This window comes from Enterobacter cloacae complex sp. HYC042_NIDB (genome assembly GCF_056673315.1).
The window spans coordinates 876,901-901,966 of sequence record NZ_CP109650.1; the positions used below are offsets into that span (position 1 = coordinate 876,901).

At 55.7% G+C, this 25,066-nt stretch carries 23 protein-coding genes, 1 pseudogene and 1 other annotated feature; of the genes and pseudogenes, 19 read left to right on the plus strand and 5 right to left on the minus strand.

Annotation, left to right across the window (positions count from 1 at the left end):
- Positions 1-45 precede the first annotated feature (45 nt).
- Entirely contained in the window at positions 46-762 is a 717-nt protein-coding gene (gene arcA, locus OKF39_RS04225) for a two-component system response regulator ArcA (RefSeq protein WP_003856501.1), read from the minus strand.
- A gap of 95 nt (positions 763-857) precedes the next feature.
- On the opposite strand from arcA, the gene yjjY reads away from it, so the two are divergent.
- The 7 genes from yjjY (at position 858) to OKF39_RS04260 (ending at position 7,669) form a co-directional block, all read left to right on the plus strand.
- Positions 858-998, plus strand: coding sequence for a YjjY family protein (yjjY, locus tag OKF39_RS04230; protein ID WP_085928893.1), 141 nt, complete (start codon positions 858-860; stop codon positions 996-998).
- 399 nt (positions 999-1,397) lie between these two features.
- Entirely contained in the window at positions 1,398-2,084 is a 687-nt protein-coding gene (locus tag OKF39_RS04235) for a tRNA/rRNA methyltransferase (RefSeq protein WP_059355609.1), read from the plus strand.
- Between the two features lie 211 nt (positions 2,085-2,295).
- A complete protein-coding gene (gene thrL / locus OKF39_RS04240) occupies positions 2,296-2,364 on the plus strand; it encodes a thr operon leader peptide (RefSeq protein ID WP_015572623.1) in 69 nt (22 codons plus the stop codon).
- Positions 2,303-2,420: a sequence feature (Thr leader region), on the plus strand. It overlaps the preceding gene by 62 nt.
- A 24-nt stretch (positions 2,421-2,444) precedes the next feature.
- Entirely contained in the window at positions 2,445-4,907 is a 2,463-nt protein-coding gene (thrA, locus tag OKF39_RS04245) for a bifunctional aspartate kinase/homoserine dehydrogenase I (RefSeq protein ID WP_028015456.1), read from the plus strand.
- A gap of 1 nt (position 4,908) precedes the next feature.
- Positions 4,909-5,838 carry a homoserine kinase gene (gene thrB, locus OKF39_RS04250; RefSeq protein WP_041911275.1) on the plus strand — a complete coding sequence of 310 codons (930 nt, stop codon included), beginning with the start codon at positions 4,909-4,911 and terminating at the stop codon, positions 5,836-5,838.
- A 3-nt stretch (positions 5,839-5,841) separates the two neighbouring features.
- The gene (thrC, locus tag OKF39_RS04255; RefSeq protein WP_479983511.1) at positions 5,842-7,128 is read left to right on the plus strand and encodes a threonine synthase; all 1,287 of its coding nucleotides are present in this window, start codon (positions 5,842-5,844) and stop codon (positions 7,126-7,128) included.
- 247 nt (positions 7,129-7,375) lie between these two features.
- Positions 7,376-7,669, plus strand: a complete 294-nt coding sequence (locus OKF39_RS04260) for a DUF2502 domain-containing protein (RefSeq protein ID WP_028015459.1) — start codon at positions 7,376-7,378, stop codon at positions 7,667-7,669.
- 32 nt (positions 7,670-7,701) lie between these two features.
- On the opposite strand, the gene yaaA is transcribed toward OKF39_RS04260, so the two are convergent.
- Positions 7,702-8,475 carry a peroxide stress protein YaaA gene (gene yaaA, locus OKF39_RS04265; RefSeq protein ID WP_479983512.1) on the minus strand — a complete coding sequence of 258 codons (774 nt, stop codon included), beginning with the start codon at positions 8,473-8,475 and terminating at the stop codon, positions 7,702-7,704.
- Between the two features lie 66 nt (positions 8,476-8,541).
- Positions 8,542-9,972 carry an alanine/glycine:cation symporter family protein gene (locus OKF39_RS04270; RefSeq protein WP_479983513.1) on the minus strand — a complete coding sequence of 477 codons (1,431 nt, stop codon included), beginning with the start codon at positions 9,970-9,972 and terminating at the stop codon, positions 8,542-8,544.
- A gap of 262 nt (positions 9,973-10,234) precedes the next feature.
- Between OKF39_RS04270 and tal the strand changes: the two genes are divergently transcribed.
- The 3 genes from tal (at position 10,235) to OKF39_RS04285 (ending at position 13,331) form a co-directional block, all read left to right on the plus strand.
- On the plus strand, positions 10,235-11,188 hold the full coding sequence (gene tal, locus OKF39_RS04275) for a transaldolase (RefSeq protein ID WP_003856481.1): 954 nt from the start codon (positions 10,235-10,237) through the stop codon (positions 11,186-11,188).
- A gap of 110 nt (positions 11,189-11,298) precedes the next feature.
- Positions 11,299-11,886: a molybdopterin adenylyltransferase gene (gene mog, locus OKF39_RS04280; RefSeq protein ID WP_028015462.1), complete on the plus strand. Its 588-nt coding sequence runs from the start codon at positions 11,299-11,301 to the stop codon at positions 11,884-11,886.
- A gap of 122 nt (positions 11,887-12,008) precedes the next feature.
- A complete protein-coding gene (locus tag OKF39_RS04285; protein ID WP_479983514.1) occupies positions 12,009-13,331 on the plus strand; it encodes an MFS transporter in 1,323 nt (440 codons plus the stop codon).
- Here the strand turns inward: OKF39_RS04285 and satP are convergent.
- A complete protein-coding gene (gene satP, locus OKF39_RS04290; protein ID WP_041911269.1) occupies positions 13,308-13,874 on the minus strand; it encodes an acetate uptake transporter in 567 nt (188 codons plus the stop codon). The two genes, OKF39_RS04285 and satP, sit on opposite strands and share 24 nt — an antisense overlap.
- 297 nt (positions 13,875-14,171) lie before the next feature.
- On the opposite strand from satP, the gene dnaK reads away from it, so the two are divergent.
- From dnaK to nhaR, 4 genes are all read left to right on the plus strand, one after another.
- The gene (dnaK, locus tag OKF39_RS04295; RefSeq protein WP_028015465.1) at positions 14,172-16,085 is read left to right on the plus strand and encodes a molecular chaperone DnaK; all 1,914 of its coding nucleotides are present in this window, start codon (positions 14,172-14,174) and stop codon (positions 16,083-16,085) included.
- Positions 16,086-16,172: 87 nt separating this feature from the next.
- Positions 16,173-17,318: a molecular chaperone DnaJ gene (dnaJ, locus tag OKF39_RS04300; protein WP_008502040.1), complete on the plus strand. Its 1,146-nt coding sequence runs from the start codon at positions 16,173-16,175 to the stop codon at positions 17,316-17,318.
- Between the two features lie 169 nt (positions 17,319-17,487).
- Positions 17,488-18,663 (plus strand): Na+/H+ antiporter NhaA, encoded by a 1,176-nt coding sequence (nhaA, locus tag OKF39_RS04305; protein WP_041911268.1) that lies wholly within the window; start codon positions 17,488-17,490, stop codon positions 18,661-18,663.
- A 58-nt stretch (positions 18,664-18,721) separates the two neighbouring features.
- The gene (gene nhaR / locus OKF39_RS04310) at positions 18,722-19,621 is read left to right on the plus strand and encodes a transcriptional activator NhaR (protein WP_028015467.1); all 900 of its coding nucleotides are present in this window, start codon (positions 18,722-18,724) and stop codon (positions 19,619-19,621) included.
- Positions 19,622-19,678: 57 nt separating this feature from the next.
- Here the strand turns inward: nhaR and rpsT are convergent, their stop codons facing one another.
- Complete coding sequence (rpsT, locus tag OKF39_RS04315) at positions 19,679-19,942, minus strand: 30S ribosomal protein S20 (RefSeq protein WP_003856458.1); 264 nt, start codon at positions 19,940-19,942, stop codon at positions 19,679-19,681.
- 101 nt (positions 19,943-20,043) lie between these two features.
- Here rpsT and OKF39_RS04320 point away from each other — a divergent pair.
- The 5 genes and pseudogenes from OKF39_RS04320 (at position 20,044) to fkpB (ending at position 25,065) form a co-directional block, all read left to right on the plus strand.
- Positions 20,044-20,262, plus strand: a pseudogene (locus tag OKF39_RS04320) (DUF2575 domain-containing protein).
- Between the two features lie 7 nt (positions 20,263-20,269).
- Entirely contained in the window at positions 20,270-21,196 is a 927-nt protein-coding gene (gene ribF / locus OKF39_RS04325; RefSeq protein WP_028015468.1) for a bifunctional riboflavin kinase/FAD synthetase, read from the plus strand.
- Between the two features lie 45 nt (positions 21,197-21,241).
- Positions 21,242-24,058 (plus strand): isoleucine--tRNA ligase, encoded by a 2,817-nt coding sequence (gene ileS, locus OKF39_RS04330; RefSeq protein ID WP_193358531.1) that lies wholly within the window; start codon positions 21,242-21,244, stop codon positions 24,056-24,058.
- Complete coding sequence (gene lspA / locus OKF39_RS04335) at positions 24,058-24,558, plus strand: signal peptidase II (protein WP_028015470.1); 501 nt, start codon at positions 24,058-24,060, stop codon at positions 24,556-24,558. The genes ileS and lspA overlap by 1 nt, the downstream gene beginning before the upstream one ends.
- Positions 24,559-24,615: 57 nt before the next feature.
- Positions 24,616-25,065 (plus strand): FKBP-type peptidyl-prolyl cis-trans isomerase, encoded by a 450-nt coding sequence (gene fkpB / locus OKF39_RS04340; RefSeq protein WP_003856450.1) that lies wholly within the window; start codon positions 24,616-24,618, stop codon positions 25,063-25,065.
- Position 25,066: the final 1 nt, after the last annotated feature.

Consider the following 25,066-nt stretch of genomic DNA (forward strand, 5'->3'; position numbering starts at 1 on the left):
AAAAACGGCGCAAATGCGCCGTTTTTTCATGCGTTAACTGCGGGATTACTCCTGCAGATCACCGCAGAAACGGTACCCTTCGCCGTGGATGGTGGCGATGATTTCCGGCGTATCAGGCGTCGATTCGAAATGCTTACGAATACGACGGATGGTCACGTCTACGGTACGGTCATGAGGCTTCAGCTCACGACCGGTCATTTTCTTCAGCAGTTCTGCACGGGACTGAATTTTGCCCGGATTTTCGCAGAAGTGCAGCATCGCGCGGAATTCGCTGCGCGGCAGCTTATACTGCTCACCGTTCGGGCTAATCAGCGAACGGCTATTGATATCAAGTTCCCAGCCGTTGAATTTGTAGCTGTCGACGCTACGACGCTCTTCGCTGACCGTGCCCAGGTTCATGGTGCGGGACAGCAGGTTGCGTGCACGAATGGTTAACTCGCGAGGGTTGAACGGTTTGGTGATGTAGTCATCCGCACCGATCTCCAGGCCAAGAATTTTATCAACTTCGTTATCACGACCCGTCAGGAACATTAACGCGACGTTCGCCTGTTCACGCAGTTCGCGCGCCAGCAGAAGACCGTTTTTGCCCGGCAGGTTGATATCCATGATCACCAGGTTGATATCATTTTCAGAAAGGATCTGATGCATCTCTGCGCCATCGGTCGCTTCAAAGACATCGTAGCCTTCTGCTTCGAAAATGCTCTTTAACGTGTTGCGTGTTACCAACTCGTCTTCAACGATAAGAATGTGCGGGGTCTGCATGTTTGCTACCTAAATTGCCAACTAAATCGAAACAGGAAGTACAAAAGTCCCTGACCTGCCTGATACATGTCGCAAATTAACATGATCGGCTTAACGTGACTAAAGTACGTAATTGCGTTCTTGATGCACTTTCCATCAACGTCAACAACATCATTAGCTTGGTCTTGGGTACTTTCCCTTTGGACCCGACAGTGTCAAAAACGGCTGTCATCCTAACCATTTTAACAGCAACATAACAGGCTAAGTGACACCAGACACCCAATAAAACTACGCTTCGTTGACATATATCAAGTTCAATTGTAGCACGTTAACAGTTTGATGAAATCATCGTAGCCGAATGCTAGCCTTTGTCACAATTTTTCAATAAACCAACTAGTTGCGGAGATTGATTTATAAACAAAGCGAATCCAATCAGAACAGGGTATTCACGTTGCCATTATCATTATAAAACATAGGGATAATAGGCTTCTGTTAACATTCTAACTGATTGTTCAGACACAAAATAGTTTAGCGTCTTTAATTTGTTATGAAACGCTATTTCGGTGATTTGTGTTGCAAATTTGTAAATTCGTGCTGCGTAATATGTTGAAGTGCATCACACTTTTCTCCGCTAACTGATTAAAAAGAGAGCATAAATGCATCTGTCGATTGTACTGGTCGCTCCAGCCAGAGCCGAAAATATAGGCGCTGCGGCGCGTGCCATGAAGACCATGGGTTTTACCGATTTACGTATTGTGGACAGCACTGCGCACCTGGAGCCTGCCGCCCGCTGGGTGGCGCACGGTTCGGGGGATATTCTCGATAATATAACGACTTACGCTACGCTTGCCGACGCGCTGCATGACATTTCATTTACCGTTGCCACCACAGCACGCAGCCGGGCGAAGTTCCACTACTACGCCACGCCTGCTGAACTGGTGCCCATGCTGGAAGAGAAAAGCCAGTGGCTTGAGAAAGCCGCGCTGGTATTTGGTCGTGAAGATTCCGGGCTTACCAACGAAGAGCTTGAGCTGGCGGACGTTCTCACCGGTGCGCCGATGGTAGCCGATTATCCTTCCCTGAATTTAGGCCAGGCGGTAATGGTCTATTGCTATCAATTAGCTTCCCTAATGCAAATCCCTCAATCCCAGACGGAAGCCGCCAATGAAAATCAGCTGGCCGCGCTTCGTGCTCGCGTAGAGCGTCTTTTATCGAGCCTTGGCGTTGCGGACGATCAAAAAATGGCCGACTGGCTACAGCAGCGCCTTGGACGTCTTGAGCAGCGGGACACCGCCATGTTGCACCGTTTGCTGCACGATATTGAAAAAAAATTGGCCGAGTAAAATGCTGTCATAAGTTTTTACTATGGCGAAAAGGTCTGTCGTGGTGGGTTGCGGCTGGGGGATTCGGATGAAAATAAAACGTCACGCAGCGTGACGTGAACGTCCGCGGAATTGTGATCAAATTAAAAATTCATTGACTTAAGGTGCCCGATCCTTTAACCCTAAAAGAATACAGCACAGACAGATAATAATGACAGAGTACACAACATCCATGAAACGCATCAGCATCACCACCATTACCACAACCATCATCATTACCACAGGTAACGATGCGGGCTGACGCGTACAGGAAAAACAGAAAAAAGCCCGCACCTGAACAGTGCGGGCTTTTTTTTCGGCTAAAGGAAACGAGGTAGAACCATGCGAGTGTTGAAGTTCGGCGGTACATCAGTGGCAAATGCAGAACGTTTTCTGCGTGTTGCCGATATCCTGGAGAGCAACGCCAGGCAGGGGCAGGTTGCGACCGTGCTCTCTGCCCCGGCAAAAATCACAAACCATCTGGTGGCGATGATTGAAAAGACCATCGGTGGCCAGGATGCACTCCCGAACATCAGCGATGCCGAGCGTATCTTCGCCGAGCTGTTGCAGGGGCTGGCAGAGGCGCAGCCTGGTTTCCCGCTCGCGCAGCTGAAGTCTTTCGTTGAGCAGGAGTTTGCTCAGATCAAGCATGTGCTGCACGGCATCAGCCTGCTGGGCCAGTGCCCGGACAGCGTCAACGCGGCGCTGATCTGCCGGGGCGAAAAACTCTCCATCGCCATCATGGCGGGCGTGCTGGAAGCGCGCGGCCACAACGTTACCGTGATCAATCCGGTTGAGAAATTGCTGGCAGCGGGCCACTACCTCGAATCTACCGTTGATATTGCCGAATCAACCCGCCGTATTGCCGCGAGCAAAATCCCCTCTGACCACATGATCCTGATGGCGGGCTTTACCGCCGGGAACGAGAAGGGCGAGCTGGTAGTGCTGGGCCGTAACGGCTCCGACTACTCTGCCGCCGTGCTGGCCGCCTGTTTACGCGCAGACTGCTGTGAGATCTGGACTGACGTCGACGGCGTCTATACCTGCGATCCGCGCCAGGTGCCGGACGCCAGGCTGCTGAAGTCGATGTCCTACCAGGAAGCGATGGAGCTTTCCTACTTCGGCGCCAAAGTGCTTCACCCGCGTACCATCTCCCCCATTGCCCAGTTCCAGATCCCATGCCTGATTAAAAACACCGGTAACCCGCAGGCGCCAGGCACGTTGATTGGTGCCAGCAGCGATGAAGATGGTCTGCCGGTGAAAGGCATTTCCAACCTGAATAATATGGCAATGTTCAGCGTCTCCGGTCCGGGGATGAAGGGGATGGTCGGCATGGCGGCGCGCGTTTTTGCGGCCATGTCACGCAACGGTATCTCGGTGGTGCTGATCACCCAGTCCTCTTCCGAATACAGCATCAGCTTCTGCGTGCCTCAGGTCGACTGTCTGCGCGCCCGCCGCGCGCTGGAAGAAGAGTTCTATCTGGAGTTGAAAGAGGAACTGCTGGAGCCGCTCTCTATTCAGGAGCGCCTGGCGGTGATTTCCGTGGTTGGCGACGGTATGCGCACGCTGCGCGGTATCTCCGCCAAATTCTTTGCCGCGCTGGCGCGGGCCAATATCAACATCGTGGCAATTGCCCAGGGCTCGTCCGAGCGTTCAATCTCCGTGGTGGTGGATAACGATGACGCCACTACCGGCGTGCGCGTGGTTCACCAGATGCTGTTCAACACCGATCAGGTTATCGAGCTATTCCTGATTGGCGTGGGCGGCGTCGGCGGTGCGCTGCTGGAGCAGGTGAAGCGCCAGCAGGAGTGGCTCAAGAAAAAGCACATCGATCTGCGCGTCTGCGGAATTGCGAACTCGAAAGCGCTGCTTACTAACGTTCACGGTCTGAACCTGGAGAACTGGCAGGCGGAGCTGGAAGAGGCGAAAGAGCCGTTCAACCTGGGGCGCCTGATCCGTCTGGTGAAAGAGTATCACCTGCTTAACCCGGTTATCGTTGACTGTACCTCGAACCAGGCGGTGGCCGACCAGTACGCCGACTTCCTGCGCGAAGGCTTCCACGTGGTGACGCCGAACAAAAAGGCCAACACCTCGTCGATGGATTACTATCACCAGCTGCGCCTGGCGGCGAGCAAGTCGCGCCGCAAGTTCCTGTACGACACCAACGTCGGCGCCGGCCTGCCGGTCATCGAGAACCTGCAAAACCTGCTGAACGCGGGCGACGAATTGCAGCGTTTCTCCGGCATCCTCTCCGGCTCCCTGTCGTTTATTTTCGGCAAGCTGGATGAAGGGATGAGCCTGTCGGAAGCCACCCGTGCCGCGCGCGAGCTGGGCTACACCGAGCCAGATCCGCGCGACGATCTCTCCGGGATGGACGTGGCGCGCAAGCTGCTGATCCTGGTGCGCGAAACGGGCCGCGAGCTGGAGCTTTCGGATATCGTGATTGAACCGGTGCTGCCAGCTGAGTTTGACACCAGCGGCGATGTCAGCACCTTTATGGCGAATTTACCTCAGCTTGACGATGCCTTTGCCGCACGCGTTGCGAAAGCCCGTGATGAAGGTAAGGTATTGCGCTATGTTGGCAACATTGAAGAGGACGGCGTATGCCGGGTGAAGATTGCCGAAGTGGATGGTAACGACCCGCTGTACAAAGTCAAAAACGGCGAAAACGCCCTCGCGTTTTACAGCCACTATTATCAGCCATTGCCGCTGGTGCTTCGCGGCTATGGCGCAGGGAATGATGTGACGGCGGCGGGCGTGTTTGCCGACCTGCTGCGTACCCTGTCATGGAAGTTAGGAGTTTAAGATGGTTAAAGTATATGCCCCGGCTTCCAGCGCTAATATGAGCGTCGGATTTGACGTGCTGGGTGCGGCGGTGACGCCGGTGGACGGTTCGCTGCTGGGCGATACGGTAACGGTTGAGGCGGCAGAAAGCTTCAGCCTGAATAACGTTGGCCGTTTCGCCAGTAAGCTGCCGCCTGAACCACGCGAGAATATCGTTTATCAGTGCTGGGAGCGCTTCTGTCAGGAGATCGGCAAAAACGTGCCGGTCGCCATGACGCTGGAAAAAAGCATGCCGATTGGCTCGGGCCTGGGCTCCAGCGCGTGTTCGGTTGTCGCCGCGCTGGTGGCGATGAACGAGCACTGCGGCAAGCCGCTGAACAACAGCCGTCTGCTGGCGCTGATGGGCGAGCTGGAAGGGCGCATCTCCGGCAGTATTCATTACGATAACGTGGCGCCGTGCTTCCTCGGCGGCATGCAACTGATGATTGAAGAAAATGGCATCATCAGCCAGCAGGTGCCAGGGTTTGATGAGTGGCTGTGGGTGCTGGCCTATCCGGGTATCAAGGTCTCTACCGCGGAAGCACGTGCGATCCTGCCTGCGCAGTATCGTCGCCAGGACTGTATCGCCCACGGGCGTCACCTGGCGGGCTTTATTCACGCCTGCTACACCCGCCAGCCGCAGCTGGCGGCGAAACTGATGAAAGACGTCATTGCCGAGCCGTACCGTACGAAGCTGCTACCCGGCTTTAACGAGGCGCGACAGGCTTCAATGGATATCGGCGCGCAGGCGTGCGGCATCTCCGGCTCCGGCCCGACGCTGTTCGCCCTGTGCGATAAGCCAGACACCGCGCAGCGCGTGGCGGACTGGCTCTCTAAACACTACCTGCAAAATCAGGAAGGCTTTGTTCATATTTGCCGTCTGGACACGGCTGGCGCACGAGTACTGGGATAACGAATGAAACTCTACAACCTTAAAGATCATAACGAGCAGGTCAGCTTCGCGCAGGCGGTGACTCAGGGGCTGGGCAAAAATCAGGGGCTGTTTTTCCCGCACGACCTGCCGGAATTTCAGCTGATCGAAATCGATGAGCTGCTGAAGCTGGACTTTGTCACCCGCAGCACCAAAATTCTGTCTGCGTTTATTGGCGATGAAATCCCGCAGGAGCTGCTGGAAGAGCGCGTGCGTGCGGCGTTTGCTTTCCCGGCTCCGGTTAAGCAGGTGGAGCCTGACGTCGGTTGTCTGGAGCTGTTCCACGGTCCGACCCTGGCGTTTAAAGACTTCGGCGGCCGCTTTATGGCGCAGATGCTGACCCACATCAGCGGCGACAAGCCGGTGACCATCCTGACCGCGACCTCCGGTGATACCGGTGCGGCGGTGGCACACGCGTTCTACGGCCTGAAAAACGTCCGCGTGGTGATCCTCTATCCGAAAGGCAAGATCAGCCCGTTGCAGGAAAAACTGTTCTGCACCCTCGGCGGCAACATTGAAACCGTGGCGATCGACGGCGATTTCGATGCCTGCCAGGCGCTGGTCAAGCAAGCGTTCGATGATGAAGAGCTGAAGGCCGCGCTGGGGCTGAACTCGGCGAACTCCATCAACATCAGCCGCCTGCTGGCGCAGATCTGCTACTACTTCGAAGCGGTGGCTCAGCTGCCGCAGGAAGCGCGCAATCAGCTGGTAGTTTCCGTACCAAGCGGCAACTTCGGCGACCTGACGGCGGGGCTGCTGGCGAAATCTCTCGGTCTGCCGGTGAAACGCTTTATCGCTGCCACCAACGCCAACGATACCGTGCCGCGCTTCCTGAAAGACGGCAAATGGGCGCCTAACGCTACGCAGGCGACGCTCTCCAATGCCATGGACGTGTCGCAGCCGAACAACTGGCCGCGCGTGGAAGAGCTGTTCCGCCGCAAGGTGTGGCGTCTGGGTGACCTGGGCTACGCTGCGGTGACGGACGAAACCACCAAAGCCACCATGCGCGAGCTGAAAGCGGTGGGCTACACCTCTGAGCCGCACGCGGCAATTGCTTACCGCGCGCTGCGCGACCAGCTTAACCCGGGTGAATATGGCCTGTTCCTGGGCACCGCGCATCCGGCGAAGTTCAAAGAGAGCGTGGAAGATATTCTGGGCGAAACGCTGCCGCTGCCAAAAGAGCTGGCCGAGCGCGCCGACCTGCCGCTGCTGTCTCATGAGCTGCCGGCGGATTTTGCGGCACTGCGGAATCTGATGATGACGCGCGCGTGATTTTGTTGCCCGGTGGCGCTACGCCTTACCGGGCCTACAACGACGAGATGACCGTAGGCCGGGTAAGCGCAGCACCACCCGGCTTTTTTATGAAGAAATTAAGGAGAAAAATTGCAGGAAAAAAGCAGAAATTCCCAATAAATGCGGTCACTTAGCGTTTAGGATTGCAGAGAATAACATCCACCGTTCCCCTCGCGTACTCTCCTTACATCGGCCCACGTTGGGCAAGAAGAATAAGGAGTCACCTGTGTCTACACTAAAACCTGCACTCATTGCGCTTTCTCTTGTGCTGGTCGCCCCCATGGCGGTACAGGCATCTGAAATTACTCTCGTACCTGCGGTAAAACTGCAGATTGGCGATCGGGACAATAGCGGGCATTACTGGGATGGCGGCCGCTGGCGCGACCACGACTGGTGGAAGGCGCATTATGACTGGCGCGATAACCACTGGCGTCCGCATGACGAGCATCGCGATCGTGATGACCGACACGACCATCATCACGACGACCACCGTCCGGGCCCGGACTGGAAGCACCATTAACGCAAAACCCCGCCAGATGGCGGGGTTTTGCGTTAATGCTCGTGGCGCTTAAATACCAGCTCACCTTTCCCTGACGACGCCTCGTCAAAGAAATAGCCGTCGGTGTTGAATCCCGTTAACTGCTCCGGCTTCGTCAGGCGGTTCTGAATGATGTAGCGGCTCATCAGGCCACGCGCTTTTTTCGCATAGAAGCTGATGACCTTGAACTTGCCGTTCTTCTCATCAAGGAAGACCGGCTTAACGATCTCCGCGTTCAGCTTTTTCGGCTTCACTGACTTGTAGTACTCATCGGATGCCAGGTTAACCATCACGTTATCACCCTGAGCATGCAGCGCCGCGTTCAGCTTGTCGGTGATGATGTCGCCCCAGAAATGGTAAAGGTCTTTGCCTTTGGCGTTTTCCAGGCGAATCCCCATCTCCAGACGATATGGCTGCATCAGATCCAGCGGGCGCAGTACGCCATACAGGCCCGACAGCATTCGCAGATGCTGCTGGGCAAAATCAAAGTCGGCTTCGCTAAAATCTTCCGCCTGCAGGCCGGTGTAAACATCGCCCTTAAACGCCAGGATCGCCTGGCGCGCGTTGGCGGGGGTGAAATCCGGGTGCCACTCGTGGAACCGGGTCGCGTTCAGGTCTGCCAGCTTGTCGCTGATGCTCATCAGCGAGGCGATTTGCGGCGCAGAGAGTTTGCGCGCTTCGCGGATCAGCTGTTGCGAATAGTCCAGCAGTTCTGGCTGGGTATAACGCTCGGTGGCGAGCGGGCTCTGGTAGTCGAGCGTTTTTGCAGGTGAAATCAGAATCAGCATATCCAGTCCTTGCAGGAAATTTAGAGCGACTTTAACAAAAAATCGCCCTGAATTGATCGATAGCTGTTATCGCCGGGGCAAATCATCCCAGGTGCCGGGGGCAAGCTGTGACTGAATTTCGGGATAGCGTGCGGCATCAAATACCGGGGGAACGCCCAGCTTGCGCTGGCGAAGATAATCCCTGGCAATAAGGTTCACAACGGGCGAGAGCAGCAGGATCGCCGTCAGGTTAGTGATTGCCATTAGCGCCATAATGACATCCGCCAGCTGCCAGACCAGCGGCATATTCAGAAGGGAGCCCGCGATCACCATCAGTACTACGCCCAGGCGAAGCAGGAGGATGGCCGGACGAGAGTCGTATTTCAGGAAGATAAGGTTATTTTCGGCGTACAGGTAATTCACCACAATCGAACTGAAGGCGAACAGCATCAGAATGAGCGAGACAAATCCCGAACCCCAGCCGCCGGTCAGGTTCACCAGCGCCTGCTGGAGAAGCTGTATTCCGTCGATATCCGAGTCATGCGCCACAGGACTGGCCAGCAAGAGGATCATGGCGCTGGCGGAACAGATAATAACGGTATCCATAAACACGCCTATCATCTGCACGATACCCTGCGCTGCCGGGTGCGGCGGCCAGGAAGAGGCGGCCGCGGCGGCGTTGGGAGTAGAGCCCATCCCGGCTTCATTGGAGAACATGCCTCGCTGAAAACCTGCCATCAGCGCCTGGCTCAGGGTGTAACCCAGCGCGCCTGAGGCCACCTCACGCCAGCCAAAGGCGCTTTTAAAGATGGTCGCAATCACGCCCGGAACCTGGTCGGCATGCAGCGCAGCGACGACCAGGCTCGCGGCAACCCAGAGCAGCGCCATGATGGGAACCAGCCACTGCATCATGCGGGCAACGCCTTTCAGGCCGGCAGAAATGGTGAGCAAAACAAAGAGGGCTAAACCGATGCCGGTGATCCACTCCGGGCAGGAGAAGGTATAGCGCAGGGCATGGGCGACGGAGTTTGACTGCACGGTATTAAAAATAAGACCGTACGCGAGCAGTAAAAAAAGCGAGAACAGAACGCCCATCCAGCGCATTCCTAAGCCACGCGCCATATACCAGGCCGGACCGCCGCGAAACTGCCCGTTTCTGTCTTTCTCTTTGTAGAGCTGCGCCAGCGAACTTTCGGCAAAAGAGGTAGCCATTCCGAGAAGCGCCGTGACCCACATCCAGAACACCGCGCCTGGCCCACCGGCGCTGATGGCCAGCGCAACGCCCGCCAGGTTTCCGCTACCGAGGCGGGCAGCCAGGCTGGTACACAGCGCCTGGAACGACGTTAATCCGCCCGGCTGGGGCGTGACGCTGTTTTTCAGACTTCTGCCAAACTTGCGAATATAGCGAAACTGGATAAACCCACTGCGTAGCGTAAACCAGATACCTGCTCCCAGAAGCAGGTAGATCATTATCGAACCCCAGAGGACTTCGTTAATAAAGAAAAGGAAATCAGGCATTAACGTCCCTCTTGTTGATGCCAACGTGAATATGTAAGCGCTACCACTGATTGGGCATGCTGTTGCTTAGCAGCCTGTTAATATTTTGAGTTTATCATACTCTGCCTAAGCGCACTGTCTGCGGTTGCGCTACCCCTCCGTCGTGTTATCATCAGGGCAGACCGGTTACATCCCCCTAACAAGTAAACCTGTCATTTTTCCGCTGCAGGCATGCTGTCGGTAGCGTGAATTATCCAGGGCACGTTAAAAGAGAAACACTATCATGACGGATAAATTGACCTCCCTTCGTCAGTTCACCACTGTCGTAGCTGACACCGGAGATATCGCGGCAATGAAGCTGTACCAGCCGCAGGATGCCACAACTAACCCTTCTCTGATCCTTAACGCCGCACAGATCCCTGAGTATCGCAAACTGATCGACGAGGCTGTGACCTGGGCGAAAGCACAGAGCAATGACCGTGCGCAGCAGGTTGTGGATGCTACCGATAAACTGGCAGTGAACATCGGTCTGGAAATCCTGAAGCTGGTTCCGGGCCGTATCTCTACCGAAGTGGATGCACGTCTCTCCTACGACACCGAAGCGTCAATCGCGAAAGCAAAACGCCTGATCAAACTGTACAACGACGCGGGCATCAGCAACGACCGTATCCTGATCAAACTGGCGTCGACCTGGCAGGGCATTCGCGCTGCCGAGCAGCTGGAAAAAGAAGGCATCAACTGTAACCTGACCCTGCTGTTCTCCTTCGCGCAGGCGCGTGCATGTGCGGAAGCAGGCGTGTACCTGATTTCTCCGTTCGTGGGCCGTATTCTGGACTGGTACAAAGCCAACACCGACAAGAAAGAGTACGCGGCGTCTGAAGATCCAGGCGTGATTTCCGTGACTGAAATCTACGAATACTACAAACAGCATGGCTATGAGACCGTGGTTATGGGTGCAAGCTTCCGTAACGTGGGCGAAATCATTGAGCTGGCTGGCTGTGATCGTCTGACCATCGCCCCTGCGCTGCTGAAAGAGCTGGCAGAAAGCGAAGGTGCTATCGAGCGTAAGCTGTCTTACACCGGCGAAGTGAAGGCGCGCCCGGAGCGCATCACCGAATCCGAGTTCCTGTGGCAGCACAACCAGGATCCAATGGCTGTAGACAAACTGGCGGACGGTATCCGTAAGTTTGCTATCGACCAGGAAAAACTGGAAAAAATGATCGGCGACCTGCTGTAATCATTCTGCGTGACCGGGCTCCCGGTCACGCGTCTTCTTCTGTCCTCTGTCTGAATTTTCCCTCTGCGTGTATCATTCCCTTTAATCAGTACTTTTTGAATGGAATGGATATGAATACCTTACGCATCGGCTTAGTGTCGATTTCTGACCGCGCCTCCAGCGGCGTTTACCAGGATAAAGGCATCCCCGCTCTGGAAGAGTGGCTGGCAAGCGCGCTGACCACCCCGTTTGAGATCCAGACTCGCCTCATCCCCGACGAACAGCCGATCATTGAGCAGACCCTGTGCGAGCTGGTGGATGAGATGAGCTGTCACCTAGTGCTCACCACGGGCGGAACCGGCCCCGCGCGTCGTGATGTGACGCCGGACGCGACGCTGGCTATCGCCGACCGTGAAATGCCGGGCTTCGGCGAACAGATGCGCCAGATCAGTCTACACTTTGTCCCGACGGCAATCCTTTCCCGCCAGGTGGGGGTGATCCGCAAACAGGCGCTGATACTGAACCTGCCGGGGCAGCCAAAGTCGATCAAAGAGACGCTGGAAGGATTAAAAGCCGAGGACGGTCGCGTCATCGTGCACGGCATATTTGCAAGTGTACCGTATTGTATACAGTTGCTTGACGGGCCGTATGTGGAAACTGACGACAAAGTGGTAGCAGCATTTCGTCCTAAAAGCGCACGCCGCGAGACAATCTCCTGAAATTTACTAAAATGTGACATTAGCGCCAGCCGCAGTAGCGTGTAAATGGATTTACGATATAGTAATTTTTTCTTTACGATTGCTGTAAAAAATAATCCACAACACATGCACAATGGTTCGCTATGTCACATAACACCCGACCTCTGAATCGACAGGACTACAAAACGCTTACGCTCGCCGCCTTAGGTGGCGCGCTGGAGTTTTACGACTTCATCATCTTTGTCTTCTTCGCCGCCGTGGTGGGGGCGCTCTTCTTCCCGGCGGATATTCCGGAATGGCTGCGTCAGGTGCAAACCTTCGGCATCTTTGCTGCCGGGTATCTGGCACGTCCGCTGGGCGGCATCGTCATGGCTCACTTTGGCGATCTTGTCGGGCGTAAGAAGATGTTTACCCTGAGCATCCTGCTGATGGCGGTGCCGACGCTGGCCATCGGCCTGCTGCCCACCTATGCCTCCATGGACATTCTCGCCCCGCTATTGCTGCTGCTGATGCGCATTCTTCAGGGCGCGGCCATCGGCGGGGAAGTGCCGGGGGCCTGGGTGTTTGTGGCGGAGCATGTTCCTGCCCGCCGCATCGGGATCGCCTGCGGAACGTTAACGGCGGGGCTGACCGTCGGGATCCTGTTGGGGTCGGTAGTGGCGACGATAGTCAACACCAGCATGACGCAGCAGGCCGTGCACGACTGGGGCTGGCGTGTTCCGTTCCTGCTGGGCGGGGCGTTTGGCCTGGTGGCAATGTACCTGCGCCGCTGGCTGCAGGAGACGCCGATTTTCCTCGAAATGCAGCAGCGTAAAGCGCTGGCGCAGGAGTTGCCGGTCAAAGCCGTTGTGGTGCGTCATAAAAAAGCGGTGGTGGTGTCGATGCTGCTCACCTGGCTGCTGTCGGCGGGCATCGTGGTGGTGATTTTGATGTCGCCGGTGTGGCTGCAGAAACAGTACGGTTTCGCCCCTGCCGTGACCTTACAGGCAAACAGTATTGCGACAATTATGCTCTGCTTTGGCTGTCTGGCCGCCGGACTAGCGGCGGATCGTTTCGGTGCCAGCCTGACCTTTATTGTCGGCAGCCTGCTGCTGGCCGCGTCGAGCTGGGCGTTTTACCATCTTGCGGGCAGTCATCCTGAACAGCTGTTCCTGCTTTACGGCGTGGTCGGACTGTGTGTGGGCGTCGTGGGGGCTGTGCCTTACGTCATGGTGCGCGCCTTCCCGCCGGAGGTTCGCTTCACCGGGATATCGTTCTCTTATAACGTCGCGTATGCCATTTTCGGCGGGCTGACGCCGATAGTGGTCACGGTCATGATGGGGGTGTCGCCGATGGCGCCTGCCTGGTATGTACTCGCGCTCTCGCTGATGGGGCTGGGATTAGGGGTTTGGCTTCGTCAGGCGGGGGAATATCGTGCCCGCGAGGCGGGCACGACAGAGGGATCAGTGTTTTTCACCAATAGGTAAAATGGTGCGGTCAAACTGTTCGTTCAGCACTTCACCCATTGCCAGGTAGATAGCGCTTGCGCCGCACACCAGGCCAATCCAGCCTGCTACGTGAACGATGCCTTCGTTATCCGCCAGGTGGCCAATCGCCAGCAGGGCGAACAGCACGGTCAGGCTCAGGAAGACGAACTGCAGCGCGCGGTTGCCTTTCAGGGTGCCGAAGAACATGAACAGGGTAAAGACGCCCCACAGGCCCAGATAGACGCCCAGGAAGTGGGCGTTTGCCGCGTCTGCCAGGCCCATTTTAGGCATCAGCAGGATGGCGACCAGGGTCAGCCAGAACGAGCCGTAAGAGGTGAAGGCGGTTAAGCCGAAGGTGTTGCCTTTCTTATATTCCAGCAGGCCCGCGAAGATTTGCGCGATACCGCCGTAAAAAATGCCCATCGCCAGGATTACGCCGTCCATCGGGAACATCCCGATGTTGTGCAGGTTCAGCAGAATGGTGGTCATGCCAAACCCCATCAGGCCCAGCGGAGCCGGATTAGCCAACTTAGTGTTGCCCATAAGTCCTCAAAAAAAATCATCATTAAAATGGTGAAATGGTTAAACCCGCGTCAATACTCCCTGACGGGGCGCGGCATCATAATGGGCGGCATCGACGCCGTCTATGATCTCATCAGGGTGAAATTAAAATTTTTTTTATGCTTGCCCCTTGATGGATGCCGTCGCGACCCCATCTTGTAGTCAACCGCAGTGTGTGGACCTGAAAAAAATCAAATCTGGGCAGTTGAAAAAGCACGTTCTGCCCTTATTACAGGTACACAACCACATGTTGACTGAATTTTTAGTGGAGACGTTTAGATGGGTAAAATTATTGGTATCGACCTGGGTACTACCAACTCTTGTGTAGCGATTATGGACGGCACTACTGCACGCGTGCTGGAGAACGCCGAGGGCGATCGCACCACGCCTTCTATCATTGCTTATACCCAGGATGGTGAAACTCTGGTTGGTCAGCCGGCTAAACGTCAGGCAGTGACAAACCCGCAAAACACCCTGTTTGCGATCAAACGCCTGATTGGCCGCCGCTTCCAGGACGAAGAAGTTCAGCGTGACGTTTCTATCATGCCTTACAAAATCATCGCAGCAGATAACGGCGATGCGTGGCTTGATGTGAAAGGCACCAAAACGGCACCACCGCAGATCTCTGCTGAAGTGCTGAAAAAAATGAAGAAAACCGCTGAAGATTACCTGGGTGAGCCGGTAACTGAAGCTGTTATCACCGTTCCTGCTTACTTCAACGATGCTCAGCGTCAGGCAACCAAAGATGCTGGCCGTATCGCAGGTCTGGAAGTAAAACGTATCATCAACGAACCAACCGCGGCTGCACTGGCTTACGGTCTGGATAAAGAAGTCGGCAACCGTACTATCGCGGTTTACGACCTGGGTGGTGGTACCTTCGATATCTCTATTATCGAAATCGACGAAGTTGACGGCGAAAAAACCTTCGAAGTTCTGGCAACCAACGGTGATACCCACCTGGGTGGTGAAGACTTCGATACCCGTCTGATCAACTACCTCGTTGACGAGTTCAAGAAAGATCAGGGCATTGACCTGCGTAACGACCCGCTGGCGATGCAGCGCCTGAAAGAAGCCGCTGAGAAAGCGAAGATCGAACTGTCTTCTGCTCAGCAGACCGACGTGAACCTGCCGTACATCACCGCAGACGCGACCGGTCCTAAACACATGAACATCAAAGTGACCCGTGCGAAACTGGAAAGCCTGGTAGAAGACCTGGTGAACCGTTCTATCGAGCCGCTGAAAGTTGCACTGCAGGATGCTGGCCTGTCCGTATCTGACATCCAGGACGTTATCCTGGTGGGTGGTCAGACCCGTATGCCAATGGTTCAGAAGAAAGTGGCTGAATTCTTTGGTAAAGAGCCACGTAAAGACGTGAACCCGGACGAAGCGGTAGCTATCGGTGCGGCGGTTCAGGGTGGTGTATTGACCGGTGAAGTGAAAGACGTACTGCTGCTGGACGTTACCCCGCTGTCTCTGGGTATCGAAACCATGGGCGGTGTGATGACTGCGCTCATCAACAAAAACACCACCATCCCAACCAAGCACAGCCAGGTGTTCTCTACCGCTGAAGACAACCAGTCTGCGGTAACCATCCATGTGCTGCAGGGTGAGCGTAAGCGTGCGTCTGATAACAAGTCTCTGGGTCAGTTTAACCTGGACGGCATCAACCCGGCACCGCGCGGCATGCCGCAAATCGAAGTTACCTTCGACATCGATGCTGACGGTATCCTGCACGTGTCTGCGAAAGACAAAAACAGCGGTAAAGAGCAGAAGATCACCATCAAGGCATCTTCTGGCCTGAATGAAGCGGAAATCGAAAAAATGGTTCGCGATGCCGAAGCTAACGCGGAATCCGACCGTAAGTTCGAAGAGCTGGTTCAGACCCGTAACCAGGGTGACCATCTGCTGCACAGCACCCGTAAGCAGGTTGAAGAAGCGGGCGATAAACTGCCAGCGGAAGACAAAACTGCTATCGAAGCTGCACTGACCGCGCTGGAAACGTCTCTGAAAGGCGAAGACAAAGCGGATATCGAAGCGAAGATGCAGGAGCTGGCACAGGCTTCCCAGAAGCTGATGGAAATCGCTCAGCAGCAGCACGCACAGCAGCAGGCAGGCGCTGACGCTTCTGCGAACAACGCGAAAGACGACGACGTTGTCGACGCTGAGTTCGAAGAAGTTAAAGACAAAAAATAATCGCCCTGATGCAGGGTAATTAATCGGCACGGGCGTAGGAGAACTCTCCACGCCCGTGCTCGCATGTTAAGGGGCTTAAAAAAACCAATGGCAAAGCAAGACTATTACGAGATTTTAGGCGTTCCGAAAACTGCGGAAGAGCGTGAAATCAAAAAGGCGTATAAGCGCCTGGCCATGAAATTCCACCCGGACCGTAACCAAGGTGACAAAGAGGCTGAAGCAAAATTTAAAGAGATCAAAGAAGCCTACGAAGTCCTGACCGATGCACAAAAACGTGCGGCCTATGACCAGTACGGCCACGCGGCCTTTGAACAGGGCGGCATGGGCGGCGGTGGATTCGGTGGCGGCGGCTTTGGCGGCGGTGCGGATTTCAGCGACATCTTTGGCGACGTGTTCGGCGATATCTTCGGCGGCGGTCGTGGTCGTCAGCGCGCAGCGCGCGGCGCGGACCTGCGCTACAACATGGATCTCACTCTTGAAGAGGCCGTTCGTGGCGTCACGAAAGAGATCCGTATCCCGACGCTGGAAGAGTGTGACGTTTGTCACGGCAGCGGCGCGAAAGCGGGTACCCAGCCACAGACCTGTCCAACCTGTCATGGCTCCGGCCAGGTACAGATGCGCCAGGGCTTCTTCGCGGTACAGCAGGCCTGTCCGCACTGTCACGGTCGCGGTACGCTGATTAAAGATCCGTGCACCAAGTGTCACGGCCACGGTCGCGTTGAGAAAACCAAAACCCTGTCCGTTAAGATCCCGGCTGGCGTGGATACGGGCGACCGCATCCGTCTGGCGGGTGAGGGCGAAGCAGGCGAGCACGGCGCGCCGGCAGGCGATCTGTACGTTCAGGTTCAGGTGAAGCAGCACGCCATCTTCGAGCGTGAAGGCAATAACCTGTACTGTGAAGTGCCGATCAACTTCGCGATGGCGGCTCTCGGCGGTGAAATCGAAGTGCCGACGCTGGACGGTCGCGTCAATCTGAAAATCCCTGGTGAAACCCAGACCGGCAAGCTGTTCCGCATGCGCGGCAAAGGCGTGAAATCCGTTCGCGGTGGTGCGCAGGGCGACCTTCTGTGCCGCGTCGTCGTGGAAACGCCGGTTGGCCTGAACGACAAGCAGAAACAGCTGTTGAAAGAGCTTCAGGAGAGCTTTGGCGGCCCAACGGGTGAGAAAAACAGCCCGCGCTCCAAAAGCTTCTTTGATGGCGTCAAAAAATTCTTCGATGATTTGACCCGCTAATTCGTTAGCTGTGTCTAACTTCAAAAAGCCCGGAAGCGATTCCGGGCTTTTTTTTGCAGTTATAGATCGGTAAAACTGAGTCTATACCCAATATTAATCTGTTTTTGCCGAGCTATTTGGCTTGGTATTATGGTTTTATCGAGGTATCGTTGTAAAAGAGAGAACAAAAATGAAATTACTACACCGTTTCTTTAGCAGTGAGGCGTCCGGTGGTGTGATCCTGATTATTGCCGCGGCCGCCGCGATGGTGCTGGCTAACCTGGGCATGACCCGCGATCTCTATCACGCATTTCTGGAAACGCCCGTCGAGCTGAAGGTCGGAGCGCTGGAAATTAACAAGAACATGCTGCTGTGGATCAATGATGCGCTAATGGCGGTGTTCTTCCTGCTCGTTGGTCTTGAGGTTAAGCGCGAGCTGGTGCTAGGTTCGCTAGCCAGCCGCCAGCGCGCGGCGTTCCCGGTTATTGCCGCGCTCGGTGGGATGGTCGTTCCAGCGCTGCTCTTTCTCGCATTTACCTGGCAGGATCCTGTCGCGCGTGACGGCTGGGCTATCCCGGCCGCAACGGATATCGCCTTTGCGCTCGGTGTCTTAGCTCTGCTCGGCAGCCGCGTGCCGGTTGCGCTGAAAATCTTCCTGATGGCGCTGGCGATCATTGATGACCTGGGCGCCATTGTGATTATCGCGCTGTTCTACACCAGCGATCTGTCGATCCTGTCCCTGAGCGTAGCCGCAGGGGCGATTGCGGTGTTGGCGGTGCTGAACATCTTCAACGTTCGCCGCATCGGTATCTATATCCTGGTGGGGATGGTGCTGTGGACGGCGGTGCTGAAATCCGGCGTGCACGCCACGCTGGCCGGCGTGATTGTGGGCTTCTTCGTGCCGCTTAAGCCGCAGGACGGTAAGTCACCCGCTAAACAGCTGGAACATGTGCTGCACCCGTGGGTCGCCTTTATGATCCTGCCGCTGTTTGCGTTTGCCAACGCTGGCGTTTCCCTGCAGGGGGTCACGCTGGACGGGCTGACGTCTGTCCTGCCACTGGGCATTATTGCCGGGCTGTTTATCGGTAAGCCGCTGGGGATCAGCCTCTTCTGCTGGTTGGCGCTGAAGATGAAGCTGGCATCGTTGCCGAACGGTACAACCTTTAGTCAGATCATGGCCGTCGGCATACTGTGCGGTATTGGATTCACCATGTCGATCTTTATCTCGACGCTGGCGTTTGGTGCAAACGCGCCAGAGCTCATCGTCTGGGCGAAGCTCGGCATTCTCATCGGGTCATTACTGGCGGCAGTGATTGGGTATACTTTGTTGAAGGTGAAGTTGTCCGGACAGGCCGTCCAGGCATAACGGAACACCGGGAGAAGGTCACTCTTCTCCCGATACACACTCAGGGAGCGAAGACGCGATGCCTCATTTGAATTACAACCATCTTTACTACTTCTGGCACGTTTACAAACAGGGCTCGGTCGTGGGGGCTGCAGAGGCGCTTTACCTGACGCCGCAAACCATCACCGGGCAAATCAAAGCCCTTGAAGAACGGCTGCAGGGTAAGCTCTTCAAGCGCAAGGGCCGTGGGATTGAGCCCAGCGAACTGGGTGAACTGGTTTTCCGCTATGCGGACAAAATGTTCACCCTCAGCCAGGAGATGCTGGATATCGTCAACTACCGCAAAGAGTCGAACCTGCTCTTTGATGTGGGGGTGGCGGATGCACTGTCTAAACGGCTGGTAAGCGGCGTGCTGGATGCCGCTGTGGTAGAGGATGAACAAATCCATCTGCGCTGCTTTGAATCCACCCACGAGATGCTGCTGGAGCAACTGAGCCAGCACAAGCTGGACATGATTATCTCGGATTGCCCCATCGACTCCACGCAGCAGGAGGGGCTGTTCTCGGTGAAAATTGGCGAATGCGGCGTCAGCTTCTGGTGCATCAATCCACCGCCGGAGAAACCTTTCCCGGCCTGTCTGGAAGAGCGTCGCCTGCTGGTGCCGGGAAGGCGTTCCATGCTCGGACGCAAGCTGCTGAACTGGTTTAATTCGCAGGGGCTGAACGTGGAGATCCTCGGTGAGTTCGACGATGCGGCGCTGATGAAAGCCTTTGGCGAAGCGCATAATGCGATCTTCGTGGCGCCAACGCTCTACGCGCACGATCTCTATTCAGACGATAAGATTACGGAGATTGGCAGAGTAGATAACGTGATGGAGGAGTACCACGCCATATTCGCCGAAAGGATGATTCAACACCCGGCGGTGCAGCGAATCTGCAACCGTGACTACTCGGCGCTGTTTACGCCACCGGCATTCTGAAGACATAAAAAAACCCGCGTTAAGCGGGTTCTTTAAACAAGCAACAACAAGTAGCGATTAAGCCAGTTTGTTGATCTGCGCGGTCAGGTTTGCTTTATGACGCGCTGCTTTGTTTTTGTGGATCAGACCTTTAGCAGCCTGACGATCCACGATTGGTTGCATTTCGTTAAATGCGTTCTGCGCTGCAGCTTTGTCGCCAGCTTCGATTGCTGCGTATACTTTCTTGATGAAAGTACGCATCATAGAGCGACGGCTTGCGTTGTGCTTACGAGCCTTTTCAGACTGAACGGCACGTTTCTTAGCTGATTTGATATTAGCCAAGTCCAACTCCCAAATATGTTCTATGTGGACAATTCAAAGGCCGAGGAATATGCCCTCTTTGCCTTCTTTTGTCAATGGATTTGTGCAAATAAGCGCCGTTAATTAGCGACGCTACGTTACGTAGTGATGGCGCAGGATTCTACCAGCTTGTCTTTCGTGAATACAGCCTTTCGGCGTAAAAATCGCAGTTCACGGGCAGATTTTTTCGCTGTGAAAGGTCAGCCTGATGAAATCATTACGGCTTTCTGTTTTGCGCGAACAATCGCCGGTTAACCTTAACCGCTGTACAAGGTATACTTTGGCGATTTTCACTGTTTTGAGCCAGACATGAAGCTGATACGCGGCATACATAATCTCAGCAGAGCGCCACACGGGTGCGTGCTGACCATTGGTAATTTCGACGGCGTGCATCGTGGTCATCAGGCGCTGTTGCAGGGATTGCGTAAAGAAGGGGAGGCCCGTGGCCTGCCCGTTGTGGTGATGATTTTCGAGCCACAGCCGCTGGAGCTGTTCGCGGGCGATAAATCTCCCGCGCGCCTCACTCGCCTGCGCGAAAAGTTGCGCTACCTGGCGGAGTCCGGCGTGGACTACGTATTGTGTGTGCGTTTCGATCGCCGCTTTGCCGCACTGACAGCACAAAATTTTGTCAGCGACCTGCTGGTTAAGCGTCTTGGCGTTCAGTTTCTCGCCGTGGGGGATGATTTCCGCTTTGGCGCTGGTCGTCAGGGCGATTTCTTGCTATTACAGAAGGCTGGTCTGGAGTACGGTTTTGACGTCACCAGCGCGATGACCTTCTGTGAAGGCGGCGTGCGCGTCAGCAGCACGGCGGTGCGGCAGGCGCTGGCTAATGATGAACTGGAGACGGCAGAAAATTTGCTGGGCCATCCGTTCACCATCTCTGGCCGCGTGGTTCATGGCGATGCGCTGGGCCGCACGATTGGTTTCCCGACGGCGAATATACCGCTGCGTCGTCAGGTTTCCCCGGTTAAAGGGGTCTATGCGGTGGAAGTGGCAGGACTGGGCGATAAGTCGTTTTACGGCGTTGCCAACATTGGCACGCGTCCTACCGTTGCCGGTGTGCGTCAACAGCTAGAAGTGCACCTGCTGGACGTTGTAATGGACCTTTATGGTCGCCATATAGATGTAATACTGCGTAAAAAAATACGCAACGAGCAGCGATTTGCTTCGCTGGATGAACTTAAGGCGCAAATCGCGCGAGATGAATTAACGGCCCGCGAGTTTTTTGGGCTTTAGAACCGGCTTAACTGCCTACGTGATAAATACGGAACCGAGAATCTGATGAGTGACTATAAATCAACCCTGAATTTGCCGGAAACAGGGTTCCCGATGCGCGGCGATCTCGCCAAGCGTGAACCGGGAATGCTGGCGCGTTGGACCGATGATGACCTGTACGGCATCATTCGTGCAGCCAAAAAAGGCAAAAAAACCTTCATTCTGCATGATGGCCCTCCATATGCGAATGGCAGCATTCATATTGGTCACTCTGTAAACAAGATTCTGAAAGATATTATCGTGAAGTCCAAAGGACTCGCAGGTTTTGACTCGCCTTACGTTCCGGGCTGGGACTGCCACGGTCTGCCGATCGAGCTGAAAGTGGAGCAAGAGTTTGGCAAGCCAGGTGAGAAGTTCACTGCTGCAGAGTTCCGCGCGAAGTGCCGCGAATACGCGGCCACCCAGGTTGAAGGCCAGCGTGCTGACTTTATCCGTCTGGGCGTGCTGGGCGACTGGTCGCACCCGTACCTGACCATGGACTTCAAAACCGAAGCCAACATCATCCGTGCGCTGGGCAAAATCATCGGTAACGGCCACCTGCATAAAGGCGCCAAGCCTGTGCACTGGTGCGTGGACTGCCGTTCTGCGCTGGCAGAAGCGGAAGTGGAATATTACGACAAAACTTCACCTTCAATCGACGTGGCCTTCGAAGCGGTCGATCAGGATGCCATTAAAGGTAAATTCGGTCTGCCTGGCGTTAGCGGCCCGATCTCTCTGGTGATCTGGACTACTACCCCGTGGACGCTGCCAGCCAACCGTGCAATCTCTCTCTCCGGCGAGTTCGAATATGCGCTGGTGCAGATTGATGGCCGCGCGGTTATCCTGGCGAAAGATCTGGTTGAAAGCGTGCTGAAACGCGCGAATATCACCGACTACACCGTGCTGGGCACCGTAAAAGGCGACGCGCTGGAGCTGATGCGCTTCAAACACCCGTTCCTGGACTTCGACGTTCCGGCGATCCTGGGCGACCACGTCACGCTGGACGCGGGTACCGGTGCGGTACATACCGCCGGTGGCCACGGTCCTGACGACTACAACATCAGCCTGAAATACGGCCTGGAAATTGCCAACCCGGTAGGCCCGGATGGTTCTTACCTGCCTGGCACCTACCCGGCGCTGGATGGTATCAACGTCTTCAAAGCCAACGACATCATCGTTGAGATGCTGCGCACCAGCGGCGCGCTGCTGCACGTTGAAAAAATGCAGCATAGCTATCCGTGCTGCTGGCGCCACAAGACGCCGATCATCTTCCGTGCGACCCCGCAGTGGTTCGTCAGCATGGATCAGAAAGGCCTGCGCGAGCAGTCTCTGAAAGAGATCAAAGGCGTGCAGTGGATCCCGGACTGGGGCCAGGCGCGTATCGAATCCATGGTGGCTAACCGTCCTGACTGGTGTATCTCTCGTCAGCGTACCTGGGGCGTGCCGATGTCGCTGTTCGTGCATAAAGAGACGCATGAGCTGCACCCGAACACCCTGGAACTGATGGAAGAAGTGGCGAAGCGCGTCGAAGTTGACGGCATTCAGGCGTGGTGGGATCTCGACGCCCGCGACATCCTGGGCGCGGACGCGGACAACTATGAGAAAGTGCCAGACACCCTGGACGTGTGGTTCGACTCCGGGTCGACTCACGCCTCCGTAGTTGACGTGCGTCCGGAGTTTGCCGGTCACGCTGCCGACATGTATCTGGAAGGTTCCGACCAACACCGCGGCTGGTTCATGTCATCCCTGATGATCTCCACCGCGATGAAAGGTAAAGCGCCTTACCGTCAGGTACTGACCCACGGCTTCACCGTGGATGGTCAGGGCCGTAAGATGTCTAAATCTATCGGCAACACCGTTTCGCCGCAGGACGTGATGAACAAGCTGGGCGCGGACATCCTGCGTCTGTGGGTAGCCTCAACCGACTACACTGGCGAAATGGCGGTGTCTGACGAGATCCTGAAGCGTGCTGCCGACAGCTATCGTCGTATCCGTAACACCGCGCGCTTCCTGCTGGCGAACCTGAACGGGTTCGATCCAGTGAAAGACATGGTGAAACCGGAAGAGATGGTCGTGCTGGACCGCTGGGCGGTAGGCTGCGCGAAAGCGGCGCAGGAAGATATCCTGAAAGCCTATGAGTCTTACGACTTCCACGAAGTGGTGCAGCGCCTGATGCGCTTCTGCTCCATCGAGATGGGCTCGTTCTATCTCGACATCATCAAAGACCGCCAGTACACCGCGAAAGCGGACAGCGTGGCGCGCCGTAGCTGCCAGTCCGCGCTGTTCCACATCGCAGAAGCGCTGGTGCGCTGGATGGCGCCGATCATGTCCTTCACCGCGGATGAAATCTGGGGTTATCTGCCGGGCGACCGTGAGAAGTATGTCTTCACCGGCGAGTGGTATGAAGGTCTGTTCGATCTCTCCAGCACCGAAGCAATGAACGATGCCTTCTGGGACGAGCTGCTGAAAGTGCGTGGCGAAGTGAACAAGGTTATCGAGCAGGCGCGTGCGGATAAGAAAGTTGGTGGCTCTCTGGAAGCGGCAGTGACCCTGTACGCCGAACCGGAGCTGGCGGCGAAGCTGACCGCGCTGGGCGATGAATTGCGATTTGTCCTGTTGACCTCCGGTGCAAAAGTTGCGGATTATGCCGAGGCTTCTGCTGATGCTCAGCAGAGCGAGTTGCTCAAAGGCCTGAAAGTCGCACTGAGCAAAGCCGAAGGTGAGAAGTGCCCGCGCTGCTGGCATTACACTACCGATATCGGCCAGGTGGCGGAACACGCAGACATCTGCGGACGCTGTGTAAGCAACGTCGCCGGTGACGGCGAAAAACGTAAGTTTGCCTGATGAGTAAAACTCTCTGTTCAACAGGACTGCGCTGGCTGTGGCTGGTTGTGGTGGTGCTGATTATCGATCTGGGCAGCAAGTTCCTGATCCTCCAGAATTTCGCTCTGGGGGAGACGGTTTCGCTGTTCCCGTCGCTTAACCTGCACTATGCGCGCAACTACGGCGCGGCGTTTAGCTTCCTTGCCGACAGCGGTGGCTGGCAGCGCTGGTTCTTCGCGGGTATCGCTCTCGGTATCTGCGTGGTACTGGCTGTGCTGATGTACCGCTCGAAGGCCACGCAAAAGCTGAATAACATCGCCTACGCGCTGATCATTGGCGGCGCGCTGGGCAACCTGTTTGACCGCCTGTGGCACGGCTTTGTGGTCGATATGATCGACTTCTACGTCGGCGACTGGCACTTCGCGACCTTTAACCTGGCCGACACCGCCATCTGCATCGGTGCGGCGTTAATCGTGCTGGAAGGCTTCTTGCCTAAACCCGCAGCGAAAGAGCAGGCGTAATTGTCAATGCCGGGTGATGCGCTGCGCCACCCGGCACAACATTAAAGAGCAATGTGTATGTCTAAATCCGTACAGAGCAACAGCGCGGTTCTCGTTCACTTCACGCTGAAGCTGGATGACGGCTCCACGGCTGAATCCACCCGCAATAACGGCAAACCTGCCCTGTTTCGTCTCGGCGATACCTCCCTGTCTGAAGGTCTTGAGCAGCAGCTCCTGGGCCTGAAAGAGGGTGAGAAAAAAGCGTTCTCGCTGGAGCCGGATGCCGCGTTTGGCGTGCCAAGCCCGGACCTGATTCAGTATTTCTCGCGCCGCGAGTTTATGGACGCGGGCGAACCGGAAATCGGGGCGATTATGCTCTTTACCGCTATGGACGGCAGCGAAATGCCTGGCGTGATCCGCGAGATTAACGGCGACTCTATCACCGTTGACTTCAACCATCCGCTTGCCGGGCGTACCGTTCATTTTGATGTTGAAGTGCTGGAGATCGATCCGGCACTGGAGGCCTGAA